The following is a 13083-nucleotide window of genomic DNA, read 5'->3' as shown; positions in this document are numbered from 1 at the left end:
CCGCGTGGCCCGCGCCTGTCTTAATTGACCTCGGGCGTCTGCTGCTTCTGGACATGGGCTGCGGGCAGGAATTGAGGAGACACGCATGATCCACAAGAACTGGCAGGAACTCATCAAGCCGACCCAGCTCGAGATCAAGCCGGGCAACGATCCGTCGCGCCAGGCGACGGTCGTGGCCGAGCCGCTGGAGCGGGGCTTCGGGCTGACGCTCGGCAACGCGCTGCGCCGGGTGCTGATGAGCTCGCTGCAGGGGGCGGCTATCACCTCCGTCCAGATCGACAACGTGCTGCATGAGTTCTCGTCGGTGGCCGGGGTCCGCGAGGATGTCACCGACATCGTGCTGAACCTCAAGGGCATCGCTCTGCGGATGGATGTCGAGGGGCCGAAACGCCTGTCGATCTCGGCCAAGGGGCCGGGCGTCGTCACCGCCGGCGACATCTCGGAAAGCGCCGGGATCGAGGTCCTGAACCGCGATCACGTGGTCTGCCACCTCGACGACGGGGCCGACCTGTTCATGGAACTGACCGTGAACACCGGCAAGGGCTATGTCGCCGCCGACAAGAACCGGCCCGAAGACGCGCCGATCGGCCTCATTCCGATCGATGCGATCTATTCGCCGGTGAAGAAGGTGGCCTATGACGTCCAGCCGACCCGCGAGGGTCAGGTTCTGGACTATGACAAGCTGACCCTGAAGATCGAGACCGACGGGTCGGTCACGCCGGACGACGCCGTGGCCTTTGCCGCGCGCATCCTGCAGGACCAGCTGTCGATCTTCGTCAACTTCGACGAACCGGAATCGGCCAGCCGCGAGTCGGACGATGACGGGCTCGAGTTCAATCCGCTTCTGCTGAAGAAGGTGGACGAACTGGAACTGTCGGTCCGCTCGGCGAACTGCCTGAAGAACGACAACATCGTCTATATCGGTGACCTCATTCAGAAGACCGAGGCCGAAATGCTGCGGACCCCGAACTTCGGTCGCAAGTCGCTGAACGAGATCAAGGAAGTGCTGTCCGGCATGGGCCTGCACCTCGGCATGGATGTCGAGGAATGGCCGCCGGAAAACATCGAGGAACTGGCCAAGAAATTCGAGGACCAGTTCTGAGGCACCCAATTCGCGCCGGGCGGCAGGTCCGCCCGGCGTGCAAGACCCGGGCAATTCCGCCCCAAGGAGAGCGGTTCCGAACGCAGGACCGCCGGACAAAGCAAAACGTAGGAGTTTGAAATGCGTCACGCCCGCGGCTATCGCCGCCTGAACCGTACCCACGAACACCGCAAGGCGCTGTTCGCCAACATGGCCGGCTCGCTGATCGAGCACGAGCAGATCAAGACCACGCTGCCCAAGGCCAAGGAACTCAAGCGCATTGCCGACAAGCTGATTACGCTTGGCAAGCGCGGCGACCTGCACGCCCGCCGTCAGGCTGCGGCGCGCCTGAAACAGGACGCCCATGTTGCGAAACTTTTCGAGGTGCTCGGCCCGCGCTATGCCGAACGCAATGGCGGCTATGTCCGCGTGCTGAAAGCCGGTTTCCGCTATGGCGACATGGCCCCGATGGCCATCGTCGAATTCGTCGACCGCGATCTCGACGCCAAGGGCCTTGCGGACCGCGCCCGTCTGGAAGCCGAAGAGTCGGCCGAGGACTGATCCTCCCGGCCCGCCGGGAAGGCCTGCCTTGCGCGGGCCCGGGCGGGCCGATACCGGCGCATCGGACACGAAGCACCGGAAACGGCACAACGTAAAAATGAGCGGGACGTCTTCGGGAAAGCCGGAGAGCCCCGGAAAAACATGGGGCCCAGCCAATCGGCAGGGCCCCTTCGTTTTCGTTCCCCCGGATCCACGCCCCCCCAGGCGCCATGATCTCAGGCCGCGTTGCGGCGGCCCTTGGGTTGGCCCGGGCGCTCCTGCGCCGTCAGGCCAGCGTGCTCGATGCGCGCGACAGCGTCATCGAGCAAAGATAGAAGCTGGGCATCCTCCACCTGTGCCGAGCCCGCATATTCCAGGATCTCGGTCCGAAGGGGTGTCGGCAAGCGCATGACACGATTGAACAAACCAGGATGCATTGCCCGCACTGATTGCTCCGACAGACTCAAACAAAACTACACGTAACCAACGTCAATTTACGGTTGACTGGCATCGAGGCAACTTGTCTAAAAAGCCATGTTCGAAAAGTCGGTGTTCGATCGGGAACTGCGGACCCTCGATGCGCTTGCGCCTCAGGGATACAATATCGGCTTGCACATCCGCTTTACCTCCCCGTTGCTGGCATTCCAGACGTATGCGCCAGAGTGGCTGGCGCGTTATACCGAACATGGCTACCTCCTGCGCGACCCGTCGGTCGCCTGGGGCTTTTCAACCACCGGCGCGACACGGTGGAGCAATGAAAACATGCCCGATCCCTTCGGCATCTTCCTCGATGCCGCGCGGTTCGGCCTCAAGTACGGCGTGACGATCTCCTGGGGGCCTATCACCTCCAGAACCATTGCGAGTGTGGCAAGAGCAGATCGGGAATTCGAGGATGCCGAGATCGCCGAGATCGAAGCCCTCGTGCGTCGTCTTCACGACATGACCGAGCCACCGCAAGAGCTCACCAAGGCTCAGATCGATGCGCTGAAATGCATTGCGGATGGCGATCGCCATGCAGCTGCGGCCTGCAAGCTGGGAATCTCCGAAAGTGCGCTCAAGGCCAGATTGTCCTCTGCCCGACAGAGGCTGATGGCGCGCACGACGGCCGAAGCGATTCAGCGCGCAAAAGACTACAGACTGCTTTGAACGCAGTCGCCCTCCGCACGGTTCTTACCCACCACCACCCTGCAGGAGGCACCTATGCAGACCACGACTCTTTCCTTTGAAAATCTCCACAACCATGGCGAGCTTTTTGCGAACATGCTTCGCGCAAGGCGCGATCTCTTCATCGAGCGCAACAAGTGGGACCTGCCCGAGGCCATGGGCATGGAATACGACCAGTACGACACCCCCGCCAGCCGCTGGGTCGTCGTGCATGACGATCTGGGCCAGGTTCTTGCCGGCAACCGGCTGACCCCCACCACGGCGCGCTGCGGGATCTATTCCTACATGATCCGCGATGCGCAGAAGGGGCTTCTGGACACGATCCCGTCGCATCTTCTCTATGACGAGGCCCCGGTCGGCGAAACCGTCTGGGAAAGCTCGCGCTGCTTCGTCACCCAGAAGGTGCCGCTGCATCTGCGCCGGCCGATCTACTTCAACCTGGTGCAGGAACTGGCCCGGGCCGCCCGGAGCCTTGGCGCGACCCAGTGCCTGGCGCTTCTGAACGCCAACTGGCCGCTCTGGAACAAGCGGGTCGGGATCGACATGACCGCGATGGGACCGGTGATGGAAATCGACGGCATCAAGAACCAGGTGATCTCGATGAACTTCGCCGCCAACCTTCACTAGACCGTCCGGACCGGCGAGGGGGGCCGGGGCGCGCATCCAACGGGGCGCCCCGGCCCGACCCGGTCAGGGCAGCCGTTGCACTCTGGCGCGTGCGGCCTCATATGATCGGCCATGCCGCCGCCCCGGAGCGTTTCGATGACCCGACTTGTCGCATTCCTCTGTCTTGTGCTGATCGCCGCGCCGCTATGGGCCGAGACCCGCGCCCCCGACAGCCGGGCCGAGATCCAGCTGAGCTTTGCCCCGGTGGTCCGCGAAGCCGCCCCGGCGGTGGTCAACGTCTTTACCAGCCGCACAGTCGCCGACGCGCCGACACCCTTTGCCGCCGATCCCTTCTTTTCCGATCTCTTCCGCAATTTCGGCCGGGCCCAGCCCCGGGTCGAGAACGCGCTGGGGTCGGGGGTGATCGTGTCGCCGGACGGGATGGTCGTCTCGAACTACCATGTCGTCGGCCGCGCCGATCAGATCCGGGTCGTTCTGGCCGACCGCCGCGAATTCGACGCCCAGGTGCTGCTGGCCGACGAAGAGGCCGATCTGGCCGTCCTGCAACTGACCGGCGCGCGCGACCTGCCCTCGTTGCCGTTGCGCGATTCCGACGAAATCGAGGTCGGCGATCTGGTTCTGGCAATCGGCAACCCCTTCGGGATCGGCCAGACCGTCAGTTCGGGCATCGTCTCGGGGCTCGCCCGCTCTGGGCTCTCGATCGGTGGCGGGCGCGGCTATTTCATCCAGACAGACGCGGCGATCAACCCGGGCAATTCCGGCGGCGCGCTCGTCGACATGGCCGGGCGGCTCGTCGGCATCAATACCGCGATCCTGTCGCGCTCGGGCGGGTCGAACGGCATCGGCTTCGCGATTCCCGCCAATCTGGTCTCGCGCTTCATCGAACAGGCCCAGACCGGCGCGCGGCGGTTCCAGCGCCCCTGGGCGGGGCTTGCGGGCCAGCCGGTCGATGCGGGCCTGGCCGAGGCGCTGGGGATGGACACGCCGCGTGGCGTGGTCCTGAACGAGCTGCATCCCGAAAGCCCGTTCCGCGCCGCGGGGCTTGGGGTCGGCGATGTGGTGCTGTCGCTGGGCGGCGATCCGGTCAACACCCCGCAGGAGATGCTGTTCCGTCTCTCGGCCGAGGGCGTCGGCCGCCAGATCGAAGTCAGCTATCTGCATCAGGGCGATGGTCGGCCACGCACCGCCCGCGTCGATCTGATCGCCCCGCCCGAGACGCCGCCGCGCGACCCGCTGACGGTGCGCGGGCAAAGCGTGCTGGCGGGTCTTTCCGTGGTGAACCTCAATCCCGCCGTTTTGCAGGAAAACGGCCTGCCCTCAGGGCTTTCGGGCGTTCTGGTCACCGATCCCGGATCGGTCGGCGGCCGCGTCGGGCTGGCGCCCGGCGACATCCTGCTGCAGATCAACGACCGGCCCGTTGCCACCACCGCAGATGTGGCCCGGGCCGCGCGTGAGGGTGGGCGCAGCTGGTATGTCGAATATCTCCGGGGCGGGCGGCGCAGCGTCTTGCGCTTTCGTGTCTGACGGCTTCGGCGTAGGCTCTGCCGATGGCTGACCTTTTCGACCAGACCCCCAAGACCGCGCCGGACCGGACCGGGGCCGGGCCGCGCCCGCTGGCCGACCGGCTGCGGCCGCGGCGGCTGGCCGAGGTGATCGGGCAGGACCATGTGCTGGGCCCCGAGGCGCCGCTGGGGGTGATGCTGGCCTCGGGCACGCTGTCCTCGCTGGTGTTCTGGGGGCCGCCCGGCGTCGGCAAGACCACCATCGCCCGGCTGCTGGCCGACGAGACCGATCTGGCCTTCGTGCAGATCAGCGCGATCTTCTCGGGCGTGGCCGATCTCAAGAAGGTGTTCGAGGCGGCGCGGCTGCGCCATGCCAACGGGCAGGGCACGCTTCTGTTCGTCGACGAGATCCACCGCTTCAACAAGGCCCAGCAGGACGGGTTTCTGCCGCATATGGAGGATGGGACGATCCTTCTGGTGGGGGCCACGACCGAGAACCCAAGCTTCGAACTGAACGCGGCGCTGCTGTCCCGGGCGCAGGTGCTGGTGCTGGAACGGCTCGACCCCGCGCATCTGGAGCTGCTGGCGCAGCGCGCCGAGCACGAGCTTGGCCGCCCGCTGCCCCTGACCGGCGAGGCCCGGGACGACCTGATCGCCATGGCCGATGGCGACGGGCGCGCCCTTCTGAACCTGATCGAGCAGGTCATGGCCTGGAAGGTGACGGGGTCGCTCGCGCCCGCCGATCTGGCGCGGCGGCTGCAGAAACGCGCCGCGCAATACGACAAAAGCGGCGACGGCCATTACAACCTGATTTCGGCGCTGCACAAGTCGGTGCGCGGTTCGGACCCCGACGCCGCGCTTTACTGGCTGACCCGGATGCTGGAGGGCGGCGAAGATCCGCGCTTTCTGGCCCGCCGCATCACCCGCATGAGCATCGAGGATATCGGCCTTGCCGATCCGCAGGCCCAGACGATCTGCCTCGATGCCTGGTCGGTCTATGAACGGCTGGGCTCGCCCGAGGGCGAACTGGCGCTGGCCCAGGCGGTGATCTATCTTGCGCTCGCGCCGAAATCGAACGCGGGCTACAGCGCCTACAAGGCGGCGCGGCAGGCGGCGCAGAAGACCGGGTCTGAACCTCCGCCCAAGCATATCCTGAACGCGCCGACCCGGCTGATGAAGGACCAGGGCTATGGCGCGGGCTATCAGTACGACCACGACGCCGAGGACGGCTTTTCGGGCCAGAACTACTTTCCCGACAGCATGAAGCGGGGGGTCTACTACACGCCCGTCGAGCGCGGGTTCGAACGCGAGCTGAAACGGCGGCTGGACTATTTCTCAAAGCTGCGCGACCGGCGGCAGGACAGTTGACAAGCCCGCGCGGCGGCGCGATGGGAAGCCCATGACTGGCGCGACACTCCTGCAAGTCGCCCTCGGGGGCGCGATCGGCTCCGTGGGCCGCTATCTGTCCGGCGTGGCGATGACCTCGCTTCTGGGGCGCGGCTTTCCCTGGGGCACGATCTTCGTCAATATCCTTGGCTCGTTCCTGATGGGGGTGCTGATCGTGGTTCTGGCCAAAAAGGGCGGCGCGCCCTTCGCGCCCTTCTTCCAGATCGGTCTGTTGGGCGGGTTCACCACCTTTTCGTCCTTCTCGCTGGACGCGCTGACCCTTTACGAACGCGGCCAGGCCGAACTGGCGATGGCCTATGTGGCCGGGTCGCTGATCTTGTCGCTGGGGGCTATCGCGCTGGCCTTCTGGCTGATGCGGAGCCTTCTGGCATGAGCGGTGTGCAGACCCTGACCGTGGCCCCCGGCGATGGCGACCAGCGGCTCGACCGTTGGTTCCGGCGGCAGTTTCCCCATGTCTCGCAGGGGCGCATCGAAAAGCTTTGCCGCAAGGGCGAGATCCGGGTCGATGGCGGCCGGGTCAAGCCCGCGACCCGGCTCGAGGCGGGCCAGCAGGTGCGGGTGCCGCCGCTGCCCGACCCGGGCGAGATCGAAGCCGCGCCGAAACCCAGGGTTTCGGACGCCGATGCCGAGATGATCCGCGGCTGCGTGATCTTCCGCGACGCCCATGTCCTCGTGCTGAACAAGCCGCCGGGCCTGCCGGTGCAGGGCGGCAGCGGGCAGGCGCGCCATGTCGACGGCATGGGCGAGGCGTTGCGCTTCGGCTATGACGAGAACCCGCGCCTCGTGCACCGGCTCGACCGCGACACCTCGGGCGTGCTGATCCTCGCGCGGACCCGCGCCGTCGCCAAGGACCTGACCGCCGCCTTCCGCGCTCGCGAGACCCGCAAGATCTACTGGGCCGTGGTGGCGGGCGTGCCGCATCCCCGGATGGGCACGATCCGCTTCGGGCTGGTCAAGGCGCCGGGGCACGGCTCGGGCGGCGAGGGCGAAAAGATGCTGTGCATCCATCCCGCCAAGGTCGACCAGACCGAGGGCGCCAAGCGCGCCACGTCGGATTACGCGGTTCTGTCGGCGCTGGGCACGCGGGCCAGCTGGTGCGCGCTGGTCCCGGTCACGGGCCGCACCCACCAGCTGCGCGCGCATATGGCCGAGATCGGGCACCCCATCGTCGGCGACGGCAAATATGGCGGTTCGGGGCAGGAGAACCTGGGCGAGGGCTGGGGCGCCCAGCTGGGCGGCGAGATCAGCCGCAAGCTGCATCTGCATGCCCGCCACCTGTCGCTGACCCATCCGGTGACCGGGGCGCATCTGAAACTGACCGCGCCGCTGCCGCCGCATATGAAACGCACCTGGGACATGCTCGGCTGGTCCGAGACCGATGTGCCGATCGACCCCTTCGAGGATCTGGAATGACCGTTCGCCGTCTTGCCCTTTTCGATGTCGATGGCACCCTCGTCGACAGTCAGGCCCATATCGCCGGGGCGATGGAGGCGGCCTTTGCCGCCGAGGGCCTGCCGCTGCCGCCCCATGACGAGGTGCTTGGCGTCGTCGGCCTGTCGCTGCCGCTGGCACTGGCGGCGCTTGCCCCCGATGCGCCCGCAGAGCGGCTCGACCGCATGGTCGAGGCCTACCGGCAGCAATTCTTCGCGCTCCGGGTCGGGCAGGCGGCGTCGCCGCTTTTCACCGGTGCAAGAGAAGCGCTGGCGGCGCTGGCTGGCGTCGAGGGAATGGAATTGGGCATCGCCACCGGCAAGTCCCGGCGCGGGCTCGACGCGATCCTCGAGGCGCATGGGCTGTCCGGACAGTTCGCCACCCGGCAGGTGTCGGACGATCACCCCTCGAAGCCGCATCCCTCGATGGTGCTGGCGGCACTGGCCGAGACCGGGGTCGCGCCCGACCGGGCGGTGATGATCGGCGACACCGAATTCGACATGGAAATGGGCCGCGCGGCCGGTGTTCGCACCCTGGCCGTGGCCTGGGGCTATCACCCGGCCGACCGTCTGGGCGCGGCCGATGCGGTGGTCGAGCGCTTTGCCGACCTGCCCGCGGCGGTACTGGCGCTGGTGGGAGAGATGGCATGACCGAATGGGCGCTCAAACGCTTCTGGACCGAGGCGGGCATCGACGCGGCCGAGGGCGGCTATGCGGTGCTGCTGGACGGACGCCCGGTCAAGACCCCCGCCAAGATGCCGCTGGTGGTGCCGACCCGCGCCATGGCCGAGGCCATCGCGCTTGAATGGGACGCGCAGGACGCCCAGGTTGCGCCGCTGACCATGCCGGTCACCCGGGCCGCCAATGCCGCCATCGACAAGGTGCGTGTGCAGCGGGCAGAGGTGGCCGAGCTGATCGCCGCCTATGGCGAAAGCGACCTGCTGTGCCACCGCGCCGAAAGCCCGCCCGCGCTGGCCCGCCGTCAGGCCGCGGCCTGGGACCCCTTGCTGGCCTGGGCGGCCGAGGCGCTGGGCGCGCCGCTAACCCCCACGGTGGGGGTGATTCCGATGCGTCAACCGGCCGAGAGCCTGGCACGGCTCCGGGCCCGCGTCGCCGGTTTCGACCCGTTCGAACTGACCGCGCTGCACGATCTGGTCGGGCTCTCGGGTTCCCTGGTGATCGGACTGGCGGCCGCCGAGACGGTCGAGACCCCCGAACGGCTGTGGGATCTGTCGCGGATCGACGAAACCTGGCAGGAAGAGCAATGGGGCAGCGATGCCGAGGCCGCCGAGGCCGCGGCCGCCCGGCGGCGCGACTTCCTGCAGGCCCGGCGTTTTCTCGATCTGTCCCGGGCATCGCGCTGATGCCGCCGGGGTGATCCCGGCTGCCTAAATACTGTGCAAGCCACAATGGTCGCAGCCCTGCCCGCCGGGGAAAGCGCGGGGACCCCCTGTGCCCTTGACCTGATGGCGGTATTTTGCCCAAACTTGAGGCGCAGAGGGGTTGGGATCTCTCATAGCCACGCTCCTGCCCGCCGGGGGGGTGAACTATAAGCCGTCTGAACGGACGGATATTCAGGAAGAGGTAAACATGAAGAAATCCGTTATTCTTGGCGCGCTGACCGTGGCCGCCTGCGCCGCGGGGGCGGCGGGAGCGGCGACCCTCGACGATGTCAAGGCACGCGGCAAGCTGAACTGCGGCACCAACACGGGCCTTGTCGGGTTCGCCGCGCCGGATGCCAACGGCGACTGGCAGGGCTTCGACGTGGCGGTGTGCCGCGCGGTGGCCGCCGCCGTGCTGGGGGATTCCTCCGCCGTCGAATTCGTGCCCACCACGGGCAAGACCCGCTTTACCGCTCTGGCCTCCGGCGAGATCGACATGCTGGTGCGCAACACCACCTGGACCTTCTCGCGCGATGTCGACCTCAAGTTCACTTTTGTCGGCGTGAACTACTATGACGGTCAGGGCTTCATGGTACCGAAGGCGCTGGGCGTCAGCTCGGCCAAGGAACTCGACGGCGCCACTGTCTGCATCCAGACCGGCACCACGACCGAGCTGAACCTCGCGGACTTCTTCCGCGTGAACAACATCACCTACGAGCCGGTCCCGATCGAGACCAACGAACAGGCGCAGCAACAATATCTGGCAGGCGCCTGCGACGTTTACACCACCGACGCCTCGGGTCTGGCCGCGACGCGCGCCACCTTCGAGGACCCGACCGCGCATGTGGTCCTGCCCGAGATCATCTCGAAAGAGCCGCTGGGCCCGCTGGTGCGCCATGGCGACGACGAATGGGCCGATATCGTCCGCTGGACGCTGAACGCGCTGATCGCCGCCGAGGAATATGGCGTGACCTCGGCCAATATCGACGAACTGGCCGCTGCGCCGACCACCAACCCGGAAATCAACCGTCTGCTCGGCACCGAGGGTGGCCTTGGCGAGATGCTGGGCCTGCCGGCCGACTGGGCGGTGAAGGCGATCAAGGCGGGCGGCAACTACGGCGAGCTGTTCGAGAAATATATCGGCCAGAACACGCCCATCGGCCTTGCCCGCGGGCTGAACGCGCAGTGGACCGATGGCGGCCTGATGTACGCGCCGCCGTTCCGGTAAGACCAGACTTCGAAGGGCGCGGCACCAGACCGCGCCCTTCGCCTATCTGGACCAAGAACAAGAGAATCCCGGAGGGACGCGGCCGCAACGGTCCGCGCATGATATTCTATTGCCGGGAGGGAGCTACAGGGAGCGCCCGCATGACCAGCTATCCGGACGTATCGCGCGAGACGTTCCGTCTGCGCATGTTGATCTTCGATACCCGCTACCGATCGCTCACCATCCAGGTGGTCGCGCTGATCGCCTTCATGCTGCTGGTGGCCTGGATCGTCAGCAACACCGTGCAGAACCTCGCCGATCTGGGCAAGCCCATCGACTTCGGCTTTCTGACGGGGGCGGCGCAATACGACATCAACCAGACCCTCATCGAGTACACCAACCGCGACAGCCATCTGAGGGCCGCCTTCGTCGGACTTCTGAACACCCTGCTGGTGGCGGCCCTCGGCTGCACGCTGGCCACCGTCCTCGGCGTCATCATCGGCGTGCTGCGACTGTCGCGCAACTGGCTCGTGGCGCGGCTGATGACCGTCTATGTCGAATTGTTCCGAAACGTGCCGGTGCTGCTCTGGATCGTGTTCTTCATGGCGATCCTGATCGAGACCCTGCCGCCGCCGAACGCCTTCCGGGGCGAAAATGCCACCGCCTCGATGCTTCTGGGCGACAGCGTGGCGCTGACCAATCGCGGCTTCTACATCCCAGAGCCGCTGTTTTCCCGCAGCCTGGGCGATATTTCGGTCTTCGGAGCCTTCGACATCAGCCTCGACCTGATCGCGTTCCTTGCGGTCCTTGCAGCCGGGCTCTGGGCCTCGGCGCGAATCCGGGCGCGGGCCGACCGGATCCAGAACCAGACCGGCCTCCGGCCCACCACCTGGTATCTGCGCCTCGGCGTGGTCGCGGTGCCGGTGCTGATCGTGCTGGTCGCACTGGGGTTTCACCTTGGCTATCCCGAACTCAAGGGCTTCAACTTCCGCGGCGGGATCTACATGCGGAACTCGCTGATCGCGCTCTGGCTGGCGCTCAGCTTCTATACCGCGGCCTTCATCGCCGAGATCGTGCGGGGCGGCATCCTGGCCATATCGAAGGGCCAGACCGAGGCCGCGGCGGCGCTGGGCCTCCGGCCGAACCGGATCATGTCGCTGGTGATCCTGCCGCAGGCGCTTCGGGTCATCATCCCGCCGCTGATCTCGCAATACCTGAACCTGACGAAGAACTCGTCGCTGGCGATCGCGGTCGGCTACATGGACATCACCGGCACGCTCGGCGGCATCACCATGGGCCAGACCGGGCGCGAGCTGGAATGCGTGCTCTTGATGATGGCGTTCTATCTGGCGATCTCTCTGGTCATCTCGACGGCGATGAACTGGTACGATGCCCGGGTCCGGCTGGTGGAGCGGTGAGATGAGCGGAACCCATGCCCATAGCGCCGCCTTCGTCCGCGACCGCATGATACCCCAGGAACCGCCCCCCGACCGCTCGATCGGTGCGCTGGGATGGTTGCGCCAGAACCTGTTCTCGTCCTGGCTGAATGCGGCACTGACCCTGGTGTCTCTGGCCCTGATCGGGGCCCTGCTGGCGGCGGTCCTGCCTTGGGTCGTGCATTCCAGCTGGACCGCCAACTCGCTTTCCGAGTGTCGCGAACAGATCAAGGCGGCCTACGGACCCGAGGAAAGCGGCGCCTGCTGGGCGGTGATACGCGAGCGCTGGTCGCAACTGATCTTCGGCTTCTACCCGTCCGAGATCTACTGGCGCCCGATCCTGGCCTTCGGGACCGCGCTGGGCGGACTGGCTCCGGTCCTGTTCCCCGGCGTTCCGCGCAGGGCGCTTTACCTGACAGCGGCTGCGCCCTTTCTGGTGCCCTGGTTGCTGTGGGGCGGCACGGTCTGGCTGCCGGTCGCGGTCGCCTTCGGTTTCGTGCTGGGCTATGCGGGCTTCCGGGTGGTTGCGCCTTGGGCGGGCGGGATTCTCGGCGCGATCGCGGCGGGGCTTGTGCCCGTGCTGTGGTGGCTGCTGCTGGCGGGGAAGGCCGCCGGTGGGCTGCAGGAGATCCTGCCGCTGGGCATCGAGCCTGTCTCGAGCCGCAATTTCGGCGGCTTCATGCTGTCGATCACCATCGGGCTGACGGCGATCACGCTATCGCTTCCGATCGGCATCCTGCTGGCCCTGGGGCGGCAGTCGCGGATGTTCATCGTCAAGGTGATCTGCGTCGGCGTTATCGAGTTCGTGCGCGGCGTGCCGTTGATCACGCTGCTCTTCGTGGCCTGGCTCTTGCTGAACTACTTCATGCCGCCGAACACCAATTTCGACATCATCCTCAGGGTCATCATCATGGTGACGCTGTTCGCTTCGGCCTATGTTGCCGAGGTGATCCGTGGCGGGCTGGCGGCGCTGCCCAGGGGGCAGTACGAGGCGGCCGATGCGCTGGGGCTCGATTACTGGAAGGCGCAGCGGCTGATCGTCATGCCGCAGGCGCTGAAGATCTCGATCCCCGGGATCGTCTCGACCTTCATCGGCGTCTTCAAGGACACGACGCTGGTGTCGATCATCGGGCTGCTCGACCCGGTCGGCTTCTCGAACTCGATCCGGGCCGACGTCAACTGGAACGGCATCGTCTGGGAGCTTTACGGCTTCATCGCGCTGATGTTCTTCATCTTCTGTTTCTCCATGTCCCGCTACTCGATGTATCTGGAGCGCAGGCTCCGGACCGGGCACCGCTGAGGAGGTC

The 13083-nt window shown here is 66.5% G+C and carries 13 protein-coding genes; all 13 read left to right on the top strand.

Annotation, left to right across the window (positions count from 1 at the left end; all coding sequences use genetic code 11):
• The first annotated feature begins 85 nt into the window (after window positions 1–85).
• A complete protein-coding gene (locus tag C8N38_RS19590; protein ID WP_108028821.1) occupies window positions 86–1102 on the top strand; it encodes a DNA-directed RNA polymerase subunit alpha in 1017 nt (338 codons plus the stop codon).
• A gap of 120 nt (window positions 1103–1222) precedes the next feature.
• Window positions 1223–1642, top strand: a complete 420-nt coding sequence (gene rplQ, locus C8N38_RS19585; protein ID WP_108028820.1) for a 50S ribosomal protein L17 — start codon at window positions 1223–1225, stop codon at window positions 1640–1642.
• A 513-nt stretch (window positions 1643–2155) separates the two neighbouring features.
• Entirely contained in the window at window positions 2156–2767 is a 612-nt protein-coding gene (locus tag C8N38_RS19580; RefSeq protein ID WP_108028819.1) for a helix-turn-helix transcriptional regulator, read from the top strand.
• Window positions 2768–2821: 54 nt separating this feature from the next.
• A complete protein-coding gene (locus C8N38_RS19575) occupies window positions 2822–3412 on the top strand; it encodes an acyl-homoserine-lactone synthase (RefSeq protein ID WP_108028818.1) in 591 nt (196 codons plus the stop codon).
• A 135-nt stretch (window positions 3413–3547) separates the two neighbouring features.
• A complete protein-coding gene (locus C8N38_RS19570) occupies window positions 3548–4936 on the top strand; it encodes a trypsin-like peptidase domain-containing protein (RefSeq protein ID WP_108028817.1) in 1389 nt (462 codons plus the stop codon).
• A gap of 23 nt (window positions 4937–4959) precedes the next feature.
• Window positions 4960–6282, top strand: coding sequence for a replication-associated recombination protein A (locus C8N38_RS19565; protein ID WP_108028816.1), 1323 nt, complete (start codon window positions 4960–4962; stop codon window positions 6280–6282).
• 31 nt (window positions 6283–6313) lie between these two features.
• Window positions 6314–6694: a fluoride efflux transporter CrcB gene (crcB, locus tag C8N38_RS19560; protein ID WP_108028815.1), complete on the top strand. Its 381-nt coding sequence runs from the start codon at window positions 6314–6316 to the stop codon at window positions 6692–6694.
• Window positions 6691–7734, top strand: a complete 1044-nt coding sequence (locus tag C8N38_RS19555) for an RluA family pseudouridine synthase (protein WP_108028814.1) — start codon at window positions 6691–6693, stop codon at window positions 7732–7734. Before crcB ends, C8N38_RS19555 begins: the two co-directional genes overlap by 4 nt.
• On the top strand, window positions 7731–8402 hold the full coding sequence (locus tag C8N38_RS19550; RefSeq protein WP_108028813.1) for an HAD-IA family hydrolase: 672 nt from the start codon (window positions 7731–7733) through the stop codon (window positions 8400–8402). The genes C8N38_RS19555 and C8N38_RS19550 overlap by 4 nt, the downstream gene beginning before the upstream one ends.
• Entirely contained in the window at window positions 8399–9115 is a 717-nt protein-coding gene (locus tag C8N38_RS19545; RefSeq protein ID WP_108028812.1) for an ATP12 family chaperone protein, read from the top strand. The genes C8N38_RS19550 and C8N38_RS19545 overlap by 4 nt, the downstream gene beginning before the upstream one ends.
• 226 nt (window positions 9116–9341) lie before the next feature.
• On the top strand, window positions 9342–10361 hold the full coding sequence (locus tag C8N38_RS19540; protein WP_108028811.1) for an amino acid ABC transporter substrate-binding protein: 1020 nt from the start codon (window positions 9342–9344) through the stop codon (window positions 10359–10361).
• Window positions 10362–10501: 140 nt separating this feature from the next.
• Entirely contained in the window at window positions 10502–11758 is a 1257-nt protein-coding gene (locus tag C8N38_RS19535) for an amino acid ABC transporter permease (RefSeq protein WP_108028810.1), read from the top strand.
• Window position 11759: 1 nt separating this feature from the next.
• A complete protein-coding gene (locus C8N38_RS19530) occupies window positions 11760–13076 on the top strand; it encodes an amino acid ABC transporter permease (protein WP_108028809.1) in 1317 nt (438 codons plus the stop codon).
• The last annotated feature ends 7 nt before the right edge of the window (window positions 13077–13083 follow it).

Source organism: Rhodovulum kholense, from assembly GCF_003053725.1.
GTDB lineage: Bacteria > Pseudomonadota > Alphaproteobacteria > Rhodobacterales > Rhodobacteraceae > Rhodovulum > Rhodovulum kholense.
Note: the sequence above shows the minus strand (reverse complement) of the source record. Positions and strands in the feature narration are given on the sequence as shown.

Bases quoted from the DNA above. Each gene is read 5' to 3' on its own strand.
- C8N38_RS19590 (WP_108028821.1), top strand. From the start codon at position 86: ATGATCCACAAGAACTGGCAGGAACTCATCAAGCCGACCCAGCTCGAG.
- rplQ (WP_108028820.1), top strand. From the start codon at position 1,223: ATGCGTCACGCCCGCGGCTATCGCCGCCTGAACCGTACCCACGAACAC.
- C8N38_RS19580 (WP_108028819.1), top strand. From the start codon at position 2,156: ATGTTCGAAAAGTCGGTGTTCGATCGGGAACTGCGGACCCTCGATGCG.
- C8N38_RS19575 (WP_108028818.1), top strand. From the start codon at position 2,822: ATGCAGACCACGACTCTTTCCTTTGAAAATCTCCACAACCATGGCGAG.
- C8N38_RS19570 (WP_108028817.1), top strand. From the start codon at position 3,548: ATGACCCGACTTGTCGCATTCCTCTGTCTTGTGCTGATCGCCGCGCCG.
- C8N38_RS19565 (WP_108028816.1), top strand. From the start codon at position 4,960: ATGGCTGACCTTTTCGACCAGACCCCCAAGACCGCGCCGGACCGGACC.
- crcB (WP_108028815.1), top strand. From the start codon at position 6,314: ATGACTGGCGCGACACTCCTGCAAGTCGCCCTCGGGGGCGCGATCGGC.
- C8N38_RS19555 (WP_108028814.1), top strand. From the start codon at position 6,691: ATGAGCGGTGTGCAGACCCTGACCGTGGCCCCCGGCGATGGCGACCAG.
- C8N38_RS19550 (WP_108028813.1), top strand. From the start codon at position 7,731: ATGACCGTTCGCCGTCTTGCCCTTTTCGATGTCGATGGCACCCTCGTC.
- C8N38_RS19545 (WP_108028812.1), top strand. From the start codon at position 8,399: ATGACCGAATGGGCGCTCAAACGCTTCTGGACCGAGGCGGGCATCGAC.
- C8N38_RS19540 (WP_108028811.1), top strand. From the start codon at position 9,342: ATGAAGAAATCCGTTATTCTTGGCGCGCTGACCGTGGCCGCCTGCGCC.
- C8N38_RS19535 (WP_108028810.1), top strand. From the start codon at position 10,502: ATGACCAGCTATCCGGACGTATCGCGCGAGACGTTCCGTCTGCGCATG.
- C8N38_RS19530 (WP_108028809.1), top strand. From the start codon at position 11,760: ATGAGCGGAACCCATGCCCATAGCGCCGCCTTCGTCCGCGACCGCATG.